This is a genomic window from Ruegeria sp. HKCCD8929 (genome assembly GCF_013031405.1).
In the GTDB taxonomy this organism is placed as follows: Bacteria; Pseudomonadota; Alphaproteobacteria; order Rhodobacterales; family Rhodobacteraceae; genus Ruegeria.
Map to the genome: position 1 here is coordinate 19,797 of NZ_WPZY01000028.1, position 21,523 is coordinate 41,319.

General features: G+C 56.1%; 18 protein-coding genes and 1 pseudogene. 14 read left to right on the top strand and 5 right to left on the bottom strand.

All coding sequences use genetic code 11. From position 1 onward, the window contains the following. Positions 1-7: 7 nt before the first annotated feature. From GOX53_RS23720 to GOX53_RS23745, 6 genes are all read left to right on the top strand, one after another. Complete coding sequence (locus tag GOX53_RS23720; RefSeq protein ID WP_171180821.1) at positions 8-679, top strand: GntR family transcriptional regulator; 672 nt, start codon at positions 8-10, stop codon at positions 677-679. A gap of 135 nt (positions 680-814) precedes the next feature. Next, positions 815-2,380 (top strand): sugar ABC transporter ATP-binding protein, encoded by a 1,566-nt coding sequence (locus GOX53_RS23725; protein WP_171180823.1) that lies wholly within the window; start codon positions 815-817, stop codon positions 2,378-2,380. Positions 2,381-2,382: 2 nt separating this feature from the next. Beyond that, complete coding sequence (locus GOX53_RS23730; protein ID WP_217351902.1) at positions 2,383-3,369, top strand: ABC transporter permease; 987 nt, start codon at positions 2,383-2,385, stop codon at positions 3,367-3,369. A gap of 56 nt (positions 3,370-3,425) precedes the next feature. Beyond that, a complete protein-coding gene (locus tag GOX53_RS23735) occupies positions 3,426-4,421 on the top strand; it encodes a substrate-binding domain-containing protein (RefSeq protein ID WP_171180827.1) in 996 nt (331 codons plus the stop codon). Between the two features lie 52 nt (positions 4,422-4,473). Then, on the top strand, positions 4,474-5,376 hold the full coding sequence (locus GOX53_RS23740; protein WP_171180828.1) for a hypothetical protein: 903 nt from the start codon (positions 4,474-4,476) through the stop codon (positions 5,374-5,376). After that, complete coding sequence (locus tag GOX53_RS23745; RefSeq protein WP_171180830.1) at positions 5,364-6,173, top strand: NAD(P)-dependent oxidoreductase; 810 nt, start codon at positions 5,364-5,366, stop codon at positions 6,171-6,173. The genes GOX53_RS23740 and GOX53_RS23745 overlap by 13 nt, the downstream gene beginning before the upstream one ends. A 334-nt stretch (positions 6,174-6,507) precedes the next feature. On the opposite strand, the gene GOX53_RS23750 is transcribed toward GOX53_RS23745, so the two are convergent. After that, positions 6,508-7,056, bottom strand: coding sequence for a hypothetical protein (locus GOX53_RS23750; RefSeq protein WP_171180833.1), 549 nt, complete (start codon positions 7,054-7,056; stop codon positions 6,508-6,510). Between the two features lie 470 nt (positions 7,057-7,526). On the opposite strand from GOX53_RS23750, the gene GOX53_RS23755 reads away from it, so the two are divergent. The 7 genes from GOX53_RS23755 to GOX53_RS23785 all read left to right on the top strand — a co-directional run bounded on the left by GOX53_RS23755 (position 7,527) and on the right by GOX53_RS23785 (position 17,075). Further along, complete coding sequence (locus tag GOX53_RS23755; protein WP_171180835.1) at positions 7,527-8,156, top strand: tyrosine-type recombinase/integrase; 630 nt, start codon at positions 7,527-7,529, stop codon at positions 8,154-8,156. A gap of 391 nt (positions 8,157-8,547) precedes the next feature. Next, positions 8,548-9,597 carry a substrate-binding domain-containing protein gene (locus tag GOX53_RS23760; RefSeq protein ID WP_171180837.1) on the top strand — a complete coding sequence of 350 codons (1,050 nt, stop codon included), beginning with the start codon at positions 8,548-8,550 and terminating at the stop codon, positions 9,595-9,597. A gap of 170 nt (positions 9,598-9,767) precedes the next feature. Then, positions 9,768-11,300 (top strand): sugar ABC transporter ATP-binding protein, encoded by a 1,533-nt coding sequence (locus GOX53_RS23765; protein ID WP_171180840.1) that lies wholly within the window; start codon positions 9,768-9,770, stop codon positions 11,298-11,300. Between the two features lie 12 nt (positions 11,301-11,312). After that, complete coding sequence (locus GOX53_RS23770; RefSeq protein ID WP_217351899.1) at positions 11,313-12,476, top strand: sugar ABC transporter permease; 1,164 nt, start codon at positions 11,313-11,315, stop codon at positions 12,474-12,476. An 82-nt stretch (positions 12,477-12,558) separates the two neighbouring features. Further along, positions 12,559-13,626: a substrate-binding domain-containing protein gene (locus GOX53_RS23775; RefSeq protein WP_171180841.1), complete on the top strand. Its 1,068-nt coding sequence runs from the start codon at positions 12,559-12,561 to the stop codon at positions 13,624-13,626. An 81-nt stretch (positions 13,627-13,707) separates the two neighbouring features. Beyond that, on the top strand, positions 13,708-14,691 hold the full coding sequence (locus GOX53_RS23780; RefSeq protein ID WP_171180843.1) for a carbohydrate kinase family protein: 984 nt from the start codon (positions 13,708-13,710) through the stop codon (positions 14,689-14,691). A 35-nt stretch (positions 14,692-14,726) separates the two neighbouring features. Further along, positions 14,727-17,075 carry a glycoside hydrolase family 65 protein gene (locus tag GOX53_RS23785; protein ID WP_171180845.1) on the top strand — a complete coding sequence of 783 codons (2,349 nt, stop codon included), beginning with the start codon at positions 14,727-14,729 and terminating at the stop codon, positions 17,073-17,075. Between the two features lie 59 nt (positions 17,076-17,134). Here GOX53_RS23785 and GOX53_RS23790 read toward each other — a convergent pair whose 3' ends face one another. Beyond that, on the bottom strand, positions 17,135-18,292 hold the full coding sequence (locus tag GOX53_RS23790) for a sugar-binding domain-containing protein (RefSeq protein WP_217351900.1): 1,158 nt from the start codon (positions 18,290-18,292) through the stop codon (positions 17,135-17,137). Between the two features lie 140 nt (positions 18,293-18,432). On the opposite strand from GOX53_RS23790, the gene GOX53_RS23795 reads away from it, so the two are divergent. Then, positions 18,433-19,095 carry an HAD family phosphatase gene (locus tag GOX53_RS23795; RefSeq protein ID WP_171180849.1) on the top strand — a complete coding sequence of 221 codons (663 nt, stop codon included), beginning with the start codon at positions 18,433-18,435 and terminating at the stop codon, positions 19,093-19,095. 829 nt (positions 19,096-19,924) lie between these two features. On the opposite strand, the gene GOX53_RS23800 is transcribed toward GOX53_RS23795, so the two are convergent. The 3 genes and pseudogenes from GOX53_RS23800 to GOX53_RS23810 all read right to left on the bottom strand — a co-directional run. Beyond that, entirely contained in the window at positions 19,925-20,467 is a 543-nt protein-coding gene (locus tag GOX53_RS23800) for an RES family NAD+ phosphorylase (RefSeq protein WP_171180852.1), read from the bottom strand. Beyond that, positions 20,464-20,814 (bottom strand): hypothetical protein, encoded by a 351-nt coding sequence (locus GOX53_RS23805; RefSeq protein ID WP_170638481.1) that lies wholly within the window; start codon positions 20,812-20,814, stop codon positions 20,464-20,466. The genes GOX53_RS23800 and GOX53_RS23805 overlap by 4 nt, the downstream gene beginning before the upstream one ends. Before the next feature lie 321 nt (positions 20,815-21,135). After that, a pseudogene (locus GOX53_RS23810) lies at positions 21,136-21,523 on the bottom strand (hypothetical protein); the annotation flags it as partial.

Sequence of the window (21,523 nt, forward strand, 5' to 3'; positions counted from 1 at the left end):
TCCTCAGATGGCGCTTGAGAGACCCAAGTCCTTGCGTGAACTCGCACTGGAACATTTGCGGAATAGTATTATCGATGGCTCCCTGAAGATGGGTCAGGTTTTGTCGGAGCGAAAAATCTCCGAAGAGCTAGGCGTATCGAAATCGCCAGTCCGCGAAGCACTCGCTCAATTACGTGACGAAGGGTTGGTCAGTATCGAGCCTCAAAAAGGCGCCCGCGTTTTTTCCTTGTCTGAGCCGGAAGTGACTCAGATCTGCGACTTTAGACAGGCTATCGAAACTGCCGCCTTTGAACTGGCACTGTCGCGGAACCCGGAAGGTCTTGCCGATGACATGCAGCGTGTTGTGAAGGACATGGAGAAGGAACGCAGGCGTGGCAATGAAAAGGGCTACCTTTCACTAGATACCACGTTTCATCAGTTGATTTTCGAACATGCTGGAAACGATTATCTGACGGCAAGTTATACACGTTATATTGGTAAGATTGCCGCGTTGCGAACCCATTTGGCAAAGCTGCCGCGGCATACCGAACTCTCCTTCGATGAGCATGCGAAAATAGCTATTGCCGTTCGCGAAGGCGACATGACCAAAATCAAGTCTCTTCTCACGGCGCATATTGATCGCACTAGACAGGCCTACAAGAGCGCCGCAATCGTCCTAGAACGAGCGGCCGCATCATAGCAAAAACGTAGCTTCGTTGTGACGGGGGCGGGCCAGAACGGCGCCGCCCCTTTCATTTGGGCACCTCACGGTCTTTTCTTTTTTGATTGACATCTGAGATATCAGATGTCAATCAAAAGACAAGAGGAGACTTGTATGACGCCAACAATGAAGCCTGACTCACTGGGGCCACAGCCCCTGATCCAGCTGGATCGGGTTGGCAAAAGCTTCGGCACGAACATTGTTTTGGACGGCGTCGACTTTGAATTGAGGCCCGGCGAAGTTCACGCGCTTTGTGGTGAAAACGGCGCCGGAAAATCCACCTGTCTCGGCCTGTTTTATGGGCTTCACCAACCTTCAGCTGGGCGTATCCTGTGCGACGGCAAGGAACAGCGGGTCGAAAGCCCGTCGCACGCGCAATCCCTGGGCATCGGCTGCGTTTTCCAAGAACTCAGCCTCGCTGGCGCGCTCTCTGTTGCGGAAAACATCTACGCGGGCCGCGTACCCACCCGGTTTGGCGTAGTAGACTGGCCTGAACTGCGCCGCCGAGCGGAGGCGTTGCTGGCGGAATTCGGTCTGGATATCGACGTCTCAATACCCGTGGAAAATCTACCAATTAGCACCCGCCAAATCGTTGAAATCGCCAAGGCACTGTCGCTGAACTCCCGCGTCCTTTTGCTGGATGAACCGACCTCGGCATTGGCACCCGACGAAGTAGACGCACTGTTCGAAGTCCTAAAGTCACTGACAAGAAAAGGGATCGGCATCGTCTATGTCAGCCACCATATGACCGAGATACTCCAGATCTCGGATCGCATTACCGTTTTGCGAGACGGTCGCCACATAAGCACCTTGCCCGTGTCAGAAACCTCACAGGAACAGGTCGTTGCCGAGATGATCGGCGGCGCGCATCCCGGTGATATCACTCGGTCGGATCAGGGCAGCGGCAACGAGGTTTTGCATGTGCAGAACCTGACGCACGCCGGCGAGTTCGAAGACATTTCGTTTTCCATAAAAGCCGGAGAGATCGTTGGCATGGCTGGTCTGATGGGCGCCCGCCGCAGCGAGATTGTCCGGTCCATCGCCGGGTTGATGCATGGCGCGACAGGCGAAATCAGGTTGCATGACAAGCCAGTCAGCTTTGCGTCCTTGCGGCAGGCGATGCGTGCCGGGGTGGGGTTTGTTCCTGAAGAGCGAAAGACCGAGGGCCTGTTTTTAGAACAATCGCTTAGTGACAACCTGATCGCAGCCAGTCTATCAGAACATACCTCAGCCGGCTTCATGCGTGCTAGCACGATCAAAGCAGCCAGCCAGGCAGCCATTGATGCCTTCGGTGTCAAAACCAGCGGCATTACCGAACTTGTTGGTGATCTGTCAGGGGGCAACCAGCAAAAGATCATGCTGGCCAAATGGCTCAAACGTGCCCCAGCCCTTCTGATCATCGAGGAGCCTACAAAGGGTGTTGATGTCGGGGCTAAATTCCAGATTCACACAGAACTTTTGCGTCGAGCCGCCGAAGGTATGGCCATCCTCGTGGTGTCATCCGATTTCCCCGAACTTGTCTCTCTCTCTACGCGCATCCTTGTGGTCCACGACGGTCGCCTCATGGGCGATGTCGCGGCGGCTGAAGCAACCGAGACCACGCTCCTTCAATTGGCCGCCGGAAACTCCGTTCCATCGGTGGATGCAACCCAACCCAATCAATCAGGAGTCGCGACGTGACCATGACAGCTCAAGCCAACTTGCCCATGAAACCACCCGTGTTGCGCCGTGTCCTGCAAGCCTTTGTTGATATTCGTGAGCTGACGCTGATCGTCCTGATCGCCGCCATCATTATCGTGATGTCCAACATCAACCCCTACTTCCTCAGCTTCTCGAACTTTCGTGCGGTGGCCGTGGGTATGGCACCGACCGCGATCATCGTGATCGGCATGGCGATCCTGCTTGCATCCGGTGGTTTCGACCTGTCGGTTGGTTCGGTAATGGCCCTGTCTTCCACCGTCGTCGCCATGCTGCTTTTGACCGGTATGGCAATCCCGCTAGCCGTAGCCTGCGGGCTAATTCTAGGTGGCATCGTGGGTGTGGTGAACGGTGTGCTGGTGACCGGCCTCGGGATCAATCCGCTTATCGCGACCCTCGGCACGATGTCGATCGCGCGAGGCATCGCTCTTGTCCTGACCGAAGGTTTTTCTGTTTCAAGCCTGCCGGCATCATTTGCCTGGATCGGCAAAGCCGACATAGGCGGCTTTCCTGTGATCGTCTTGTTCACCATTCTGCTGGTGATCCTGTTTGACCTGGCCGTCCGCCATACACGCTTTTTCCGCCAGGTCTATTTCATTGGCGCCAATGAAAAGGCCGCAATGTTGTCAGGCATCCATGTGACCCGTGTGCGTATCATTCTATACGCATTGACCGGCGTTCTGGCCGCTCTGGCCGGAGTTTTGCTGGCCTCGCGCCTGATGAGCGGAACGCCCACGGCAGGCAACGGGATCGAACTTCAGGTTTTGGCGGCGGCTGTCATCGGCGGCGCATCCCTACGTGGCGGCGAAGGTACTATTCTTGGCGCTTTCCTCGGCGTCGTTTTCGTAGCGCTGATCAATAACACCATGACGATGCTGGCCGTTTCGATCTACTGGCAGATGATTGTCATTGGCGGCGTACTCGTTACAGCAGTCGCCTTGGACATGCTGATCCGAAGCAAACGGGGCTAAGCCCGAAGCTTTCCAAAACTCAACAACAACCACAGATCCAAAACAGGGAGACTACGATGACTGAATTGAATGTGAATCGGCGCAGATTGCTGACAGCGGGCACCACTGCTGGATTGGCCGCAGCTTTCGGACTGCCCATGCTGTCCAAAGAAGCCATGGCCCAAGCAGCCGGCAAGGAGTATGTTTTCCTGTCCATCGTCACGCAAGTGCCGTTCTGGGTAGATTATCGCAATGCGATGAAGGACCTTGAGGAACTGATGGGTATCAAGGCCACATTCACTGGTCCGTTAGATTTCGACACGGCCGCACAAGCACGCCAATTGGATGAACTGATCGCAAGACGTCCCGCAGGCATCCTTATCTTCCCCGGTGATCCGGCCACTTTGGCACCCGGCGTCGAACGTGCTGTCGAGGCGGGCATTCCAGTCACATGTTGTATCGGTGATATTCCCGACAGCCCTCGATCCACGTTCCTTGGTATCAACGGTGTTCAGGCAGGACGTGTCGGCGGCGAGATGCTGGCGAAAGCGATTGGCGGCAAGGGCAAAGTCATCCTCGGTACATTCCCTGCCCCCTCCACATTGGAGCGGGTCGAAGGGTACAAACAAATCTTTGCCGAGAAATACCCGGATATCGAAGTGGTCGACGTTGTCAACGACAAGGCCGACCCGTCCTATGCGCCGACAGCCTACCTTCAGGCCATTCAGGCGAACCCGGATATTGTTGGCATTGGCGGCACGGACGGCGACAGCGGCAAAGGCGCTGCAATTGCCGTCAATGAGGCAGGACGCAAGGACATCAAGATCGTCGCGATGGACCGAAATGATGATATGCTTCCCTATATCGAAGACGGCACAATTCACGGCGCTGTGGCTCAGAAATCCTATCTGGAGATCTTTCTCGCCTTCCACATGATGCATTGGCAGAACACTGACGCGCTGAAGGTCTTGCCCGATTGGAAGGCGGCCGGCATCAATCCTTTACCGGAGCGCGTTGAGACCGGGGTTATGCCGATTACTGCCGAAAACGTCGTCCAGTTCAAGCACACCTAAGCGATTGTCCCGGCGCAATCTGTCGCGCCGGGAAACCTATGGGAGGGGGTACATGTCGGAAAGATGGAGCGTTCTTCACCTGCAGCAAAACAACCTGCGGCTGACACTCCTGCCCGGCATCGGGGGCCGCTTATGGGACGTAAATTTCCAGGGGCGCTCCCTCCTATTTCAAAACACAGATCTCGACGGGTTGGAGGTCGATGACACGCGGCTTACTGATCTGCCCACGCGCTCTCCACAATTTGCTTTTCCGCTCTGGGGCGGCGAGAAGACTTGGATCGCCCCGGATGCATCCTGGGTAAACGGCGCTCCATTTCCCGTGTTGGACAGCGGCGCTTACCAGATCACTTCAAGAAGCCGCACTCATATCGACATGACCAGCGCTGTATGCCCGACCTGTCACTTATCGGTGTCGCGCCGCATTACACTGACCTCAGCGGAAAGCTGGGGAATAGAACACATCGTTGCCAACCATGGGGCCTCCTCGCGCCTGACCGGCATTTGGTCAGTTATGATGCTCAACACCCCTGCCAAGATCGGTGTCGAATTGGAAGACCCTGCGTTTTATCCTGTTTTTGGATCTGCCGAAGAGATGATCGCTACGCACGGCAAAAGCACTGTCGTGGATTGCAACAGACAGAAGGAATTCAAGGTCGGGCTACCGAACCCTAACGGACGTACATTGGTGCGGTGCGGCCCAGATGGCCCCTTGCTGATGTGCTCAGTACCAGAACCTCAACAGGGCGATCAATTTGCACACGACTATCCGTTTGAGGTCTTTAATTCGGGCGATTACGCCTATTGCGAAGCGGAATGGCACTCTCCGGCGCGCGACCTAGCACCAAATGAAACGCTGAGTTTTCGGCAGATGTTCCGCGTCTTGGCGGATGAAGATGCATCCCAAATGCCACTGGGGCTCACAAACAACCAGGAGTTCCTTTCATGCATGTCTTGATCACAGGCGCTGGTGGACATCTCGGCCGCAAACTTTTCGACGCGCTAGAAAGCGACCCCGGCTACATCGTTTCTGGCATCGACATCCGTCCCGTTGATCATCCCGACATTCACACCGCAGACCTATCCGACGACAGCAGTTGGGTCAGTTTGCTAAAGGGAGTGGACGTTATCGTGCATCTTGCTGGTGACAGAGAGCCAGCCGCCACTTGGGCCTCCGCAATCAAACACAATATGGATGCAACGCTTTCTCTCTATCACCATGCGGCAGCCATGGGCGTCAGCCGAGTAGTTCTTGCCAGCTCCAACTGGGTCCACGGCGACAAAAGGTTCACGCATGACGTGCTCAATAGCACGACACCACCAGGGCCAGTAAACGCCTGCGGCATGTCAAAGCTGTTCTGTGAACGGACAGGAGCCTATTTCGCCGCGCATCACGGACTGTCCGTTATCTGCCTGCGCATCGGCTGGACGCAATGGACCCATGACAACCAGCCGGGCCCGCATATGGCGATGGGCCGATGGGGCCAGGAGATGTGGCTGAGCGACCGGGACTTCTTGAACGGCATGCGCGCCGCAATAGACGCGAAGGATGTGCCGTTTGCCGCGCTGAACCTGATGTCTGACAACCCCGGTATGCGTTGGGATATCAACGAGACAAGGCAGGTTATCGATTATACCCCGCAGGATGGGAGCGCCGCGAAGATCACACCAACCATACGTTTGAAATCTGCTCTAAAACGTCTATTTTCTCACAAATTCGCAAGACATCTCGAGAGCCGCTACCCTGATTGGTAGGCAAAATTTCCTCACGCTTTTTTTCCTTGCGTGTATGATATGCCAAACAGAACTATCTTAGGCGCCGCCGCGAAGGCACTTTTTCTGCACAGCAAGCATCCGAGCAGAGTGAATTCAGCAAGCTGCCCAAAAGTGGGCGTTCGGAGAACGGACAGGCAAACTCCAGTGTTCACATTGGGCCAGTCGCCCAAACCTATGTGAGCTTTTTTGTACTTCACGATCATTCGTACGTTTTGCAGCACCCGTTACTTTGGGCTCTCTCCGGGCTTGCGGCGGTACGGCGCGGCCAAAAAAGCTCCATAAGTCAGTTCAGCGGGACAAAATGTGCATTGGTCTAGGCGGGGAACTCTATCCGCAAAAGCCTATGCTCTGAGACAAATCCGGCCCTCTCCAGCGCTGTCTTGGATGCGATGTTGCCCTTCGCGCACCCGCAAATGGGCACACCACCTATGTGCTCGACCGCGTCGGATTGCGCGGACACAATCACGGTACCGAAGCCCTCATTGCGTCGCCCCTTGCGGACGACAATACCAACATCGACTGCGTTGAAGGGTCCCTCCAACGCGTAGGTGACATTGCATCCAACGATTTCGGACCGGCACCGGGCAATCCAAAGATCCTCAGATTGCAAGAGGTGTTCGACCTCTTCGCCGGACGAAAAGAAATCGCACCCAACCTTGCAGGCGTCTTCAAGGTCGCGCGGCGTCGCCTTCACCACGCGAAATCCTTCGGGCGTTGTCAGGCTGACCTGGTTGCGCTTGCGAAAGAGAAATGCCGCCTCGGACACCACACCACTAAGCGATTTTGCAGCCTTTGGAAGAGCCAGGTCAAACGACTTGCAGAGAGCCGTATCAAATGGACGAAGAGTCTTTGGTTCGCGCAAGTGGGACAGCGTGTCCCGACCGTTTACGACGTGGAACTCAACAAGGGTCTCATTTTGGGAAACCACGCACCCGCAGGCGCACCCCTCCGGTTAGGACTTTGTGGCGATATTTCGTCGACCAGGCGATGTGATAGCTGTGATACTAAATTAGAACAAATCCGGGAGCCTTGAAATGGCTCCAGCGCACGCCTGAAGTGTATATATCGGAGTACTATGCATTGGAGCGAAACGCATCGGCGAAAGTGCTGGCGGCGATCCGGCGAAGTTGCATCATTAGTGAAGTTTGATTTGGACCCCTCGTCCAGACACTAACGGCAGTCATCTACGGACTATGGTCCTTCGTACGTACTACAGCATAAAGAAAAAGGGCTCGAATCAGGCCTCAGAAGCGGCGCGGCATCCTGTGATATGGTCACTCGTCAACGTCGGGTTGTCGTTGTGGGCGGGCATGGCGGATCGGAGGATCAGTCATGACACCAAACCTACCTGCCATTCGCGCGCTTCGCCCTGCCTGGAACAAGGGTCGCATTGTCGGTCAGAAACGGCCGCTGAAACCAAAGCATGTCTGGGCGATTAGGGTTCGGCTTGAACTGGCCGAGAACCATCGCGACCTGGCCTTGTTCAATATGGCCATCGACAGCAAGCTGCGTGGCTGCGATCTGGTGAAGATGAAAGTCGTCGACGTTATGGCATCGGGCCAGATCAAAGAACGAGCCTCAGTGCTACAAAGCAAAACACGGAAACCCGTTCGCTTCGAGATATCTGAAGGAACCCGCGCCTCTGTTGAGAAGTGGATAGAAGATGAACTCATGGTCGGATCTGAATATCTGTGGCCAGGACGGTTTCACGAGCGCCTTCATGTCTCCACACGTCAATACGCGCGGATCGTGCGTGATTGGGTGACCTCTATCGGATTGGAGGCGAGCGCTTATGGCACGCATTCGATGCGTCGGACCAAGGTCACTCAGATTTACAAGAAGACGGGCAACCTACGAGCTGTTCAGCTTTTGCTTGGTCACACCAAGATGGACAGCACTGTTCGGTACCTTGGCGTTGAACTTGAGGATGCTCTTGCTATCGCTGAGGCCATTGAAATCTAGATCATTCGGGCCACCTTGGTAGGCGGCCCATTGCGAACATCCAACATACATCTCAGAAACTGCAGTACCCGCTCAGCGGTCGCTTTCAGTGGTTCGGATTTCTTTCTCATTTTCACTACTTGAGGGTTTAGATGAACCAGAAATCCTCCGTTACGAGACCCCGTCGATTAATCCCAAAGGTGCTGATCCCAGGCAATCCACACATCTGTGAATAAGTATTCACGATTAATATACAAATGTTGCACCCCTTTCACGATGATACGCTGACCGCGTCGCTTTGCGTTTTGGCCCCCTTTCGACCGGTGACCCGGCATCCGGGCCAATCGCCCGGGCACAACGTGTCGCAGGTCGGAAGAGGATCTGCTGCCAAGGAACATAAACTGGAGGAAATATGTCCCTATTCCAGACCCTTACCCGTAGAGCCGCCCTTATTTCGGTCGCCGCCGTTGCATTGTCTGCCAGCACTGCGTTCGCGGGCGATGTCAAGATCGGTTTTCTGCTTAAGACGATGCAGGAAGAGCGCTATAAGCGGGATCGCGCGGCGTTCACGGCCAAGGCCGAAGAGCTTGGTGCCGAAGTCATCTTTGATTCTGCTAATAACGACGAACTGACTCAGCTTGCCAAGTTCGAGAACATGCTTGCCAAGGGCGCCAATGTCATCGTTCTGCAACCGGTCAACACAGGGACCGCCGGCAGCATGGTCAGCATGGCCAACAGCGAAGGTGTTCGCGTCGTAGGATACGACTCGATGCTGGTTGACGGTCCGCTGGACGCGATGGTCATGCAGGACAGCTGGGCCGTGGGCCGCCTTCAAGGCGAAGCGATGGTCGAATGGCTCAAGGCCAAAAACGGCGATGTCGCCGGGAAGATCGCTTTGATCCAGGGCCAGCCGGGCGACTCGAACGCCATTGCCATGAGCAGCGGTGTGTTGGAAATCGTCGAGGCCAACCCCGGGCTGGAACTGGTGACCAATCAAGCTCATGAGGGATGGTCCTCGGAAAAGGCGATGGCCACCGCGGAAAACACGCTGACTTCGAACAGCAATGAAATCGATGCGTTCATTGCTAACAACAGCGGTATGGCGCGTGGTGTGATCGCCGCACTCGAAGCACAAGGGTTGGCGTCGGCTGACAAAGTGTTTGTGGCCGGCTCAGACGCTGATCTGGCCAACATCCAGTACGTCGCCCAAGGCAAGCAGGCGGTTGAGATCTGGAAACAGATCGATCCTCTGGCAGAAACTGCCGCCGCGGTGGCCGTTGCTCTGGCAGCCGATCCCGACAGCGCGCCTGCTGACCTCGTCGAAGTCGATAAGGTCATCAACAACGGTTACGCCGACGTGCCGACGATCGTGACCCCGATCACGCTGGTAACGCAGGACAACATCGACGACACGATCATCGCCGGCGGCTTCTACTCCAAGGAAGAAGTCTACGGGAACTGATCCCACGGACGTTTTCCTGAAGGAGGGCATTCCGTCATCAAGCCCAAGGGCGTGCTTCTCCCCGCGCGCGGCTGCATGGTGCCCTCCTTCCTTTGATCGCTCTGTGATCGCCCGCCGTTGGCGCAGCGGAAACGGGCAAGGATAACAACCTGAAACTGATGGGAAAAAACATGTCTGAAGTCGTCCTGAAAATGCAGGGTATCATCAAGGATTTTCCCGGAGTTCGCGCCCTGAACAATGTCAATTTCGAAGCGCGATCAGGCGAGCTTCTGGCGTTGATGGGGGAAAACGGGGCGGGCAAGTCCACGCTGATGAAGGTGCTCAGCGGTGTCTGGCCTTATCCGACCTACGAGGGGGATATCTATCTTCGCGGCGAAAGGGTCCGGTTTGCGAACACAAAGGAGGCCGAGGCCGCCGGTATCGGCATCATCTATCAGGAACTCAACCTGATCCCCGGCCTGTCGGTTGCGGAAAACATCTTTCTCGACCGCCAGTTCACCGATGCCAAGGGCAAGATCAACTGGAACCAAACCTTTGCCGAAACCCAGAAGCTCCTCAACGAACTGGGTATCAACGACATTCGGCCCACAGATCTGGTGCAGAACATCACGGTCGGCAAACAGCAGATGGTCGAGATCGCCAAGGCCCTGTCGCTAAAGGCCGAGATCCTGGTGCTGGATGAGCCGACCTCGGCTCTGACTGATAAGGAGGTCAAGGACCTCTTCCGCATCATCCGCAAGCTTAAGGCTGATGGCGTCTGCATGTGCTACATCTCGCACAAAATGGAAGAGATCGAGCAGATTGCCGACCGGATCGCGGTTCTGCGGGACGGTCAGACGATCGGTGAAGTGACACCGATCGCAGATATCACGCTGGATCAGATCATCGCCCGTATGGTCGGGCGCGATATCAAGGATATGTTCCCCAAGGTTGACTTCACCCCTGGTGAAGTGACTTTGGAAGTTAACGACCTGTCCGTCACGAACCCTGATTTGCCGGGCAGCCATCTGGTCAAGAACGCCAGTTTTGTTGCACGCAAGGGTGAGATACTGGGCATTTCCGGGCTTATGGGCGCGGGCCGGACTGAACTGGTTGGTGGTGTATTCGGGGCCTATCCGGACCAGACCACCGGTGAGGTCAAACTGAACGGTCAAAAGCTGGACATCAAATCTCCAAAGGACGCGATTGATGCCGGCATTGCCCTGCTTACCGAAGACCGCAAGGCGCTGGGTCTGTTTCTGGACAAGTCCATTTCCTTCAACACAACGATTTCTTCGCTGGAGACGATCAGTTCAAAGGTATTGGGCATCATCAACACCCAGCAAGAACGCAAAGTCGTCAGGGAATATGTCGACCAGCTTGGCGTCAAGACCCCGTCGATTGATACCGTGATCGGCACGCTAAGTGGCGGCAACCAGCAAAAGGTCATCCTTGGAAAATGGCTCAATTCCAGGCCAGACGTGTTCATTCTGGACGAGCCCACGCGCGGTATCGATATCGGCGCCAAGGTGGAAATCTACAAGCTGCTGAACGAGCTGGTTCAGCAGGGGGTCACCGTCATCATGATCTCTTCGGAACTGCCCGAGGTCTTGGGCATGTGCGACCGGATTCTGGTGATGTGCGAAGGCGAGATCGTGTCGAACTTTGAACGGGACGACGCGAAGAAGGAAGCAATCATGGCGTATGCCACCGGCAGCGCATAAGGGAGGAAGCAAATGAGTGCTGACAGCAACATTGCAGGTGTCGGCGTCGGAAGCGCCAAGGAAAATCACCTGATAAACTTCATCAAGGACAACGCCACGCTGATTGCGCTGATCGTGCTGGTCGTTGGGCTCAGCTTTGCCGACGACGCATTCTTTACCGCGCGCAATCTTAGCAACCTGTCTCGTCAGGTGACCATCATCGGGATTATCGCTGTCGGCATGACAATGGTTATTCTGATCGCCGGAATCGATCTCTCCGTTGGCTCAGTTGTCGGGTTATCGGCCGTCGTCTGTACGCTGATGATGCAATACGGCGTGCCAACGGTGCTGGCGGTTCCGGCAACCCTTTTGATCGTGGGTGTTGGTATCGGAGCGTGGAACGGGTTCTGGATAGCCAAGTTTAACATACCACCCTTCATCATAACCCTTGGCATGCTGACCATCGGACGTGGTCTGGCACTGACCTTGACCAATGGCAGTTCCGTGCCCGTAACGAGTAAGGTATTTCCGCTGCTGGGTGGTGCCTATATCCCGCCGATGATGTCCAGCATTGTCCTGATCGTCTGCGCCGCTCTAGCGGTCTACTCCATCTTCCGGGACGTTCAGCAAAGCCGGGCCCACGGCGTCGAAGTGAATATGCAGGAATTGCTGGTCAACGGCGCCGTCATGATCGGTGGTTTCGCGTTGGCGTTCCATGTGTTCACCAGCTACAAGGGCATCCCGGTTCCGGTGGCGATCTTCGCGGTCATTGCGTTCGCGGGCATTTACACGCTGAACAGCACGCGTTTTGGCCGCCGTCTCTATGCGCTTGGCGGAAACGAGGATGCAGCGCGCCTGTCCGGCATCAATGTCGTGCGCACCAAGATGATCGTCTATACGGTGATCTCGGTTCTGTCGGCGCTGGCTGGTATCATCCTTGCCTCGCGTCTGAACGGTGCTTCCCCCAACCTCGGGACGATGTTCGAACTGGACGCCATCGCTGCAGTCGTCATCGGCGGCACCAGCCTGGCTGGCGGCTCCGGCAAGGTGAGCGGCACGATCATCGGAGCACTGCTGATCGGCGTTCTGAACAACGGCATGAGCCTGCTGGGCGTGGTCACGTTCTACCAGCTGATCATCAAGGGCATGATCATCATCCTCGCCGTGTGGTTCGACGTGATGCAGAAAAAGAAATAGCCCTGCAGCGTCCCCGGCGGACAGACGCCGGGGACGTCCCTTCATAGCTCCAAAATCACGCATGACAGTTGAGAGGTGAGCGATGGTACAGTCCATTCTTGCAACCTTACGAACAAACGGCCTCAAAGCTCTGGGTCTGGCCGGCCTGTTGTCGGTGTCGCTGCCGGTGATGTCGGCGGCAGAAGGCGAGATCAAGATAGGCTTCCTGCTCAAGACCATGCAGGAAGCGCGGTACCAGACGGATAAATCCCTGTTCACCGCACGAGCGGAATCCCTTGGCGCCGACGTGATCTTTGATAGCAGCGGCAACGATCCGTTGCGCCAGTTGCAGCAGGTCGAGGAAATGCTGGATCTCGGCGTCGATGTTCTGGTGCTGCAGCCGGTCAACACGGCAACGGCTGGCGCCCTGGTCAGTCTGGCCCATGAACAGGGGATCAAGGTGGTCGGCTATGACTCGATGCTGCAGGACGGCCCGCTTGACGTCATGGTCATGCAAGACAGCTGGGCGGTGGGCCAGTTGCAGGCCGAAGCGATGGTCGACTGGCTCAAGAGCAACCGGGGTGAGGTGAAGGGTCGCGTGGCGCTGATCCGCGGTCAACCCGGCGATGCCAATGCCGCAGCGCTAAGCAGCGGCGCGTTGAAAGTGATCGCGGATCATCCCGGGCTGGAACTGGTTGCCGACCGCAGCCATGTGGACTGGTCGCCCGACATGGCCCGGGACACCGCCGAGAATCTGCTGGTCGAGTATGACAACGCGGTCGATGCGTTCATCTGCAACAACAGTGGTCTTGCCTTTGGTGTGCTTGCGGCACTCTCTGATGAGGAATTGGCATCGGCCGATCAGGTCTTTGTCGCCGGATCGGACGCGGATTTGAGGAATGTCCAACTGGTGGCCAGCGATGTGCAGGCTTTGGAGGTCTGGAAGCAGATCAAGCCGCTGGCCTATGAGGCAGCCGATGTCGCCGTCAAGATTGCCCGCTCACCTGATGCCGAAATCAGCGACCTGATTGGCGAATACACCCTGATAGACAACGGGTTCGCTGAAGTCCCAACCATCATCACTCCGGTTTTTGCTGTGTCAAAGGACACGATTGATGCCACAGTGATCGAAGGCGGGTTCTATACACGCGAACAGGTCTATCAGAACTGACGCCTTACCGAGGCTTGCCGGGCGGACCGTCGAACGCCGGTACCGGACAGTCCCGATCACGACCTCATGCAAGGGCACCCCATGTCGGACAAGATCAATGTTGCGGTTCTCGGCCCGATCCCGCGGGACAACATCACCAGCTACCAGGGCGAGAACTTTGAAAAGTTCGGTTGCGCTGTTTACACAGCGGTCTGCATGTCATCGTTGGCCGGGCCGGGATCGCAGATCAATGTCGTCAGTCATGTGCGCAAGTCGGACGTGCACAAGGTCCGCGACCTGTTGTCGGGGTTTCCGCATATGGATGTTTCCCATGTCACCGGCGGCGCCGACCAGGGCGCCGTGATCGACCTGGTCTATCTCGATCAGAACCGGCGCAACGAAAGACAGACCGGCTTCATGAACCCGATCCTGCCCGAGGATATTGAGGATCTGATGGGTTGCGATGCCTTCGTCTTTGTCCCGATAACCGATTTCGAAGTTCCACTTGAGACCGTGCGGTACATCAAGGCCAACAGCGACGGGCTTATCGTGTTCGACGCGCATGGCCCCACAAACGGCTGTTCGGCACATGGGGAACGCTATCACAAGTTCTGGATTGACCGGGACCGGTGGCTGCCTCATATCGACCTGTTAAAAATGAATCTCGAAGAGGCCCAGTGCAGTTGGTTCAAGGGTGAATACGGATCTGACGAACTGCAGGACATCAGCGAACTGACGATGGACCAACTGCCCAAATTCGCGCGGCACTGTCTGGAGCGCGGGGTCAAGGCGCTCTATGTCACGCTCGATCAGCACGGCTGTGCCGTCTACCATAGAGACGAAACCGGTCGGATGCGCGAGCACTTGGTCAAGCGGGTGCTGGTCGAGGATGTGGTCGATACCACCGGCTGCGGCGACAGTTTCGCGGGCGGGCTGGCCTTTGGCTATCTCAAGACCCGCGATTTCGTCAAGGCCTGCCAGTTCGGCAACTGCGCAGGTGCACAGCGCTGCACCAGCAGCGAGCTGGACGTCTATGGATCACTGGAAGAAACAGAACGTCAGATCGCCGAGACCTACGGCGACTGAGTGTTCCGCAACATCACCCGAACGGAGCCCCTGACATGCATTTCATGCTGAGCAGCAGCGATTGGTTGATCGAAGAAACAAAGTTCGACCTTGATGAGGCAAACTTCAGAGAAACCATCTTTACGGTCGGCAACGGCTATCAGGGCACCCGAGGGTCGCTGGAAGAGGGTCACAAGGGAGAATTGTCCGGAACCTATCTGGCGGGCGTCTATGACCACCACGATTCAACGGTGATCGACCAGGTGAACGCCCCGACCTGGCTGCCGCTGCGGGTTCGTGTCGAGGGTGAGGCTCTGGATGTCCAGACCTGTAAGGTCATCGACCACCGACGCGTATTGGATTTGCAGACAGGGCTCTTGCATCGCGACACCCTGTTTGAGGACAGCAAAGGCCGCCATACCCGGATCGCCAGCGTACGGCTCGCCAGCTTTGCCGATCAGCATATCTGCGGCATTCGGCTGACGGTCACGCCGGTGAACCATAGCTCCACGATCACTGTCGAAAGCGCCTTGGATGCACAGCGTTACAATCTGGATCGCCTGCCTGCCTATCAGGGCAAGCCAGAGTTTCATCCGGAGGTGAAATGGGAAAAATGGGCCAAGAGCAGGCACCTGATGGTGACACGTGCGGTGTCTTCCAACAATGGGACCTATATCGAGGCACTGACGCTGGATACCGGCATTTCGATCGGTATGGCCTCGACGCTGGACGGACCGCCAGAAAGTGAGTTTCAGCGGGCGGAGCGAGACTACGAGCGGGTCTCGCAGACTGTTTCCATAAAAGCCGCCCAGGGCCAAAGCTATACGTTCGACAAACTGGTTGCGATCTATACTTCGCGCGATCTGAACGGCGCGGAACTTGCGGCAAAATGCGAAGCGTCTTTAGAATCCGCACAGGCCCGGGGGTTGTCCGCCTGCCTGAGCGACAGTGCCGCCGTCTGGCGCGCAAAATGGGATGCCTGTGACTGCATCGTGACCAGCGATGCCGAGGCGACCCGGGCAATGCGCTTCAACATCTACCACCTGCTAATCGCTGCAAACGAAAACGACCCGCGCGCCAATATCGGTGCCAAATCCATGTCTGGCGAGGGCTACAAAGGCCACATCTTTTGGGACACCGAGATATTCCTTCTGCCATTCTACATCTTCACCCAGCCTGAGACCGCCAAGGCGCTGCTCAAATATCGTTACTACACGATGAGCGGCGCCATCGAAAACGCGAAGGTAAACGGGTTCAAAGGTGCGCAATACGCCTGGGAATCCGCCGATACCGGCGTTGAAACCACGCCGAAATGGACGGCGGATGGCGCCAACCGGATCTGGACGGGCGAAGAAGAAATCCATGTCACGGCCTGCGTGGCCTTCGGTATCCTCAGCTATGTCGCGGCAACCAGTGATCGGGATTTTCTTCGCGATTTCGGGGCAGAGGTTCTGTACCAAACCAGTCGGTTCTGGGTCAGCCGACTGGAGTGGAACGACGATCACGACCGGTACGAGCTCACGTGTGTGATCGGGCCAGACGAGTTCCACGAACATGTCGATAACAACACCTTCACCAATCGGATGGCCAAATGGCATCTGGAGCAGACCGCCCGGGTATTTGCCGATCTCAGCGCCGATGGTTCACGCGAACACGAAGAACTCATGAAACGGTTGGGGCTGACCGCGGCAGAAGTGCAGCGATGGATCGAGGTTGCGGGGAAGATTTACATCCCCTTCGATCCTTCGCGGAACCTGATCGAGCAGTTCGAAGGCTATTTCCAACTTGAGGATATCCCCATCACCGAATGGGACGAGAACCACATGCCGGTCTACCCGGAAGGGCATGACCATTTCTCGCTGAACGACTCGATGCTGCTTAAGCAGCCCGACGTGATCATGCTGAATTACCTGCTGCCTGACGAGTTTTCGGACGAGATCAAAGCGGCCAATTATGCGTTCTATGAAAAGCGCACGATGCACAAATCGTCGCTCAGCCCGGCAATTCATTCGATCATGGGGATCGAGGTCGGAGACATTTCATCGGCGCACCGCTATTTCGAACGCTCTGCCTCTGTCGACCTAGTCAACAACCAGGGCAATACCCAGGACGGCATGCACATCGCGTCCGCTGGGGGAACCTGGCAGTCGCTGGTCTGTGGATTTGGCGGGTTTCGCGTCAAACACGGCAAGATGACCTTCAAGCCCTGGTTGCCCGAGCAATGGACCGACATCCGGTTTTCCCTGAAATGGCGGGGCAATGACGTGGCGATCGTGGTCGCTCATGACGAATGCCGGTTCTTGCTGACAGCACCCGCGGGCACACAGGAGGGCATCGAGTTTCTGGGCCGCCCGGTTACACTGCTTGCCGGAGAGGAGGTGGTGTTCGCCACCGCTCCTGCCTGACCGGCACTGTTCTTCCGGGGGCTGGAAGGCGCGGACTCCGGGAGGGAACAGAGCACGGGTTACGCCGCCAGCCGCTCTGAAACACGCTGATGCAACCGTTCGGCAGCGGTGTGATCAATGATCAACTCGTTCACCAGCCCCCGGCAGATCAGCTCAAAGACGGTATCGCCACGCTCTTTCTGAATGGCGACGACGACAACCCCGCTCTGGTTCGGGTCGGAAAATGCGCGGTCGGCAATCGCCCGGACATGCTCCGTCTTGATGCCGGTCCAAAGCCCGTTCAGATCGTCGATCAGGGTTTTCCTTGACTTTGACAACCCGGTTTTTGGGATCAGAATCCCGCCAAGATCGCCGACGACCAATTGCCTGAGGTCATCCGCCCTCATACCGCCGGCCTGAACCAGTTCCTCGAAGCTACCCAGCACCGGCGTATTCGAAGAACCAACGCTGGAGATCAGCATGTCCATCTTTCCGATCAGTGCATCGGGTCCGGAAAACACCCGGTGGTAGCCTGGCGTGTCCGAGATGTACTGCCAGATCGAACGGCACATGTTCTCGTCATAATGCCGTGGCACATAGGCCGGAAACCCGGTCAGCTGCGGGTTTTCTTCCGGGGCCTCGTTGAACAACTCATCGAAAGTCCCAGCCAGCCGGCTCGCAGAATACCCGTGCTGGGCCAGCGAGACCAGTTCGGCACACACAGCCGCAAACACGGTTTTTCGGGATTTGTTGATCGGCTGCCGTGAGGCCGCGATCCCCTCTGCCAGGGACTTGATTGTCCGCCCCCAGGCAACGCCTACAACAGTAGATTTTTCAATCAACTCGATCAGACGCCCCGAGGCGGTCCGCCCGAACCGGGTACGGCGCTGCGCCAGGGCCGCCTCGGTATTGCCCGGACCGCTTTCGAACACACCCAGCCTCGGCATACCAATGCCTTCACGACCGCAGAACTTGCTCAGATCAGCGTTCAGCCCCGAGGGCGCCAGAAATTCATCCATCTGGCGGATCCACTCGTCCGAGAATTGCTCTTTGACGAAGCGCTGCTCGATCACCAGATAGTTCTGCCGCTCGGCATGTTTCAGCAGCCGTGACACATGTGGCTGGGAGAGCCCGCCAAGGATCTTGCCAATCTCCGTCTGCGACATATTGTGGGTCGCCCTCATATACGCCGCGCATTGGGCGCGTTCTTCAAACGGCAGTTTTTTGACATCCATCATGCGCCCTCACATTGGCCGATGGCACAATAGCGTTAGGAAGAATATTTATGCCAGATATACATTCACATGCCAACTGATTGCAGAAATATCCGCGCGTGTTACGTGTTTTTGAACAATCACTTAGCCTCTGGAGATCCGTGATGGCGATCAAAGGACTGATCTTCGACCTCGATGGTGTGTTGGTCGACACCGTGCCGGCGCATTTTGCCGCTTGGAAACGCATGTTCGAAGAACACGGCTATACCTTCGGGAAAACAGAATACCGCAAGCTCGTCGATGGCCGCCCCCGCTATGATGGCGCGCGCGCGGTGATGACCCGGCATTCCGACAGCGACATTAAAACCGCTGCCGACAAAAAGAACGACTACTATGTCGAAATGATCGAGCGGGGCGAGTTTCAGGTCTTTGAGGCTGCGGTCAACCTGGTTCGCGAGTGTCAGTCGCAGGGGCTTGGCCTGGCCGCAGCCTCAAGCAGTGCGAACGTGCGCTCCGTACTCGAAAAGGCCGGGCTGCTGGATGCATTCCCGGTTGTCATCGGAGGAGACGACGTGGCGAACGGAAAACCCGACCCGGACATCTTCCTTGCCGCAGCCGAAGGCCTTGGTCTTGCGGTTGAGGAATGCGTCGTGATCGAGGATTCCTCATCCGGGGTACAGGCGGCCAAGAATGGCGGATTCTATTGCATCGGCCTTCTGCACGAGGATCACGACGCGCTGCCCGGCGCCGACCGTGTCATTTCATCTCTGGCCGAGATCGACATCAATCCAATTGAGACCGCGAGCGATAGGCTGCGGATGATCTAAGGGAACTGAAAGAGCACTGTTTACCCATTCTTCCCGTCGGAGCTCTCTCTGAGGCCATTTTGTTGAAAAAGTTGCATCGGCCTATTGGTAAATAGTTGGGCTAACGACCGTTTTACCTTGCAGCGCGTTTCAGTCGCACTGAAATACGCAAACTGCTATTTCCCGCAGCTCGTGTAGGTGTAGCGAAGTGACGCTTCGTTCTTGCATTTTGGTAGTGGAAGACAGCTGCGTCAAATGGCGGGTTACTAAACCCCGCAACGCTGCTGACAGCGCAAAGCCGATACGCTAGCCGAAACCATGATCTGATCGGTTTTTTCAGCCGCGCTCAACACGGGCGTTTCCCGTGACCCTTGAACTTCGTGTATGAAAGGAAGACACATCAAACACACCGATCTTCCATCCGTCCAAGGCAGACGGTTCGATGTCGAAACGCCCAATACAATGCGAGCGGTTTGATGCAGCAGGCGGATCGAGGGCCAACCGGTCTCAACCAAACTCAGAGCTGCATTGAGAAACGGGAACGGATTCTTCATGTGAACGGCCACTTGCAGAAAGTGGCGCTTATTTGATACCGGCTGCAGCAAGGTCCGCTTTTAAGCATTCCGGTTCGTTTCTTCGCCGTTGCAGCGAACGACCACTTCCCGCCGATTCTGTTGAAAAACAGTGTGTTACGGACGCAAAAAGTGATCTGATGCATGCAGCGCGTGTACCTTTCAGATCTTCCAGTGCGATCTGCGCCAGTTTTTCAGCGCCAAGCTCTTTTCAGTTTGTTGATGGAAATGACGGGTTTTCGGGCCATAGTGAAGCTCTTGAAATCAGGGACTCAGATTTATTGCCAGGATACATCACTGTTCGGTAAATCATCCCTGTGCAGAACCATCACCGCATTTGGTCTACTGGACGGCAAATAGTCAACTGCATCCCAGTCCCAAAGAACGAGGTTTATGTCATCAGGCGTGGCACCCGATGCGAAACTGTTCACCAGGACACCGGCGTAGCTTTCGCCTTTCAGCCTTTCTGCAACAACGTGGGTTGATGGAACCAGTCCCTGGTGCATCTCGGATTCCCAGTTGTCATTGGCGATGTCTTCCCAAGTGATACCCAATGCCAGTCTGGTTTCCCGGCTGGTCAGATCAACGATATGATGGCAATCAACCGCCAGAAAATAAAAGGTATAGGGTTCTTGATTCAGGCTGAAACGCACCTCACGCGCGGCTGATTCATGAGAAAGCGACGTATAGAGCGCGGGCTCCCCGATCGGGTTGAACCGCCCACCCCGTCGCGCAGCCCCCTCCCCCGATGTTGGCAGATACGACCAGCGCGGTTTGGCGGCACGGATGACGGTACGCTGCACCCTGATGGCATGCTTCAAGCGTAACCGCCTTCTAGACGCCGCAGAATATGGGACTTCAACGCTGCGTTTTCTCCATCCTTTACGATTTCCTCGGGCGTGCGTCCGCCAAATCCCACAATGGGTTCAGACCGATACCAGGCATAGGCCATGAGCGAGCTTCCAACAGCCGGTGCAACGGCATTCAGAATCTCGACAAGATGACGCAAGGATGTCTGGACTGATACGGAAGCCACACGCTGCCGCCGAGACAAGGATTCCGGGGCAATGCCCAAAGTCTCACCGATCTCGCGCTTGGTGGTTTTCAGATGCCGGGCCAGACGATCCGGTGAGATCATCCGGTTTTCTACAAGATCACGTAATTCCATATCGATCACTCCTGTTGCCACAATATATGGACCAAATTCTTGACAATCAAGGCGGTTCGATCCATTGCGCCATGTTACGTGTAGAAAACTCAAGCTACCTACCGGCTAAATCCTCCATAGAGGCGGCGGTCAAGATATAACTCCCCTGCCCTCGTATTCCCAATCGTTCCTCGGAGATAAGCCAATGCCGAGGCTTCCGGTGTCGCCTTCGAGCAACTGGCCACATTCCGGCGCACCGCGTCATAATTGCCATCGTAACTGCGGTTTCGCAGCTCTTCGCAAATCCGAAGCAGACGATGGAAAAGTGTCCTGTACAGCACGCTAAGTATTCTTGAGATTTTCCAACCCACCCTGCCCAGTTATTTGAGGTATTATCAGTGCCGTTGGCTCCATGTCTCCCCGATCAATCTTGCCCATGATCGATGTCAGGTAGGATCTATGGCTTTGAATCCTCTCAACACGTTGCAAGATATAACCTAAGGCCATGAAGCGTATCGCTGGGCCATGTGATAATTTCATTGCATACCAAGCCTCTCCAAGCAGCATGTGGTCAGCCAACTGGTCCATCAGTTGATCACAATGTGCTTGGTCTCGGGCAAACCTCAATTCTGAACATAGCCGAGGGAATGCATGTTCCATTTGATCCTGGGTCACCTTAAAGCCTCCCGCCATTAACCTGAGACATAGCCGGCAGCCTTGAAGTAGTTCC

Coding starts and splice junctions, on each gene's coding strand:
- GOX53_RS23735 (WP_171180827.1), top strand. CDS start 3,426: ATGACTGAATTGAATGTGAATCGGCGCAGATTGCTGACAGCGGGCACC.
- GOX53_RS23745 (WP_171180830.1), top strand. CDS start 5,364: ATGCATGTCTTGATCACAGGCGCTGGTGGACATCTCGGCCGCAAACTT.
- GOX53_RS23805 (WP_170638481.1), bottom strand. CDS start 20,814: ATGGAATTACGTGATCTTGTAGAAAACCGGATGATCTCACCGGATCGT.
- GOX53_RS23780 (WP_171180843.1), top strand. CDS start 13,708: ATGTCGGACAAGATCAATGTTGCGGTTCTCGGCCCGATCCCGCGGGAC.
- GOX53_RS23730 (WP_217351902.1), top strand. CDS start 2,383: ATGACAGCTCAAGCCAACTTGCCCATGAAACCACCCGTGTTGCGCCGT.
- GOX53_RS23755 (WP_171180835.1), top strand. CDS start 7,527: ATGACACCAAACCTACCTGCCATTCGCGCGCTTCGCCCTGCCTGGAAC.
- GOX53_RS23775 (WP_171180841.1), top strand. CDS start 12,559: ATGGTACAGTCCATTCTTGCAACCTTACGAACAAACGGCCTCAAAGCT.
- GOX53_RS23765 (WP_171180840.1), top strand. CDS start 9,768: ATGTCTGAAGTCGTCCTGAAAATGCAGGGTATCATCAAGGATTTTCCC.
- GOX53_RS23795 (WP_171180849.1), top strand. CDS start 18,433: ATGGCGATCAAAGGACTGATCTTCGACCTCGATGGTGTGTTGGTCGAC.
- GOX53_RS23785 (WP_171180845.1), top strand. CDS start 14,727: ATGCATTTCATGCTGAGCAGCAGCGATTGGTTGATCGAAGAAACAAAG.
- GOX53_RS23760 (WP_171180837.1), top strand. CDS start 8,548: ATGTCCCTATTCCAGACCCTTACCCGTAGAGCCGCCCTTATTTCGGTC.
- GOX53_RS23720 (WP_171180821.1), top strand. CDS start 8: ATGGCGCTTGAGAGACCCAAGTCCTTGCGTGAACTCGCACTGGAACAT.
- GOX53_RS23790 (WP_217351900.1), bottom strand. CDS start 18,292: ATGATGGATGTCAAAAAACTGCCGTTTGAAGAACGCGCCCAATGCGCG.
- GOX53_RS23770 (WP_217351899.1), top strand. CDS start 11,313: ATGAGTGCTGACAGCAACATTGCAGGTGTCGGCGTCGGAAGCGCCAAG.
- GOX53_RS23725 (WP_171180823.1), top strand. CDS start 815: ATGACGCCAACAATGAAGCCTGACTCACTGGGGCCACAGCCCCTGATC.
- GOX53_RS23740 (WP_171180828.1), top strand. CDS start 4,474: ATGTCGGAAAGATGGAGCGTTCTTCACCTGCAGCAAAACAACCTGCGG.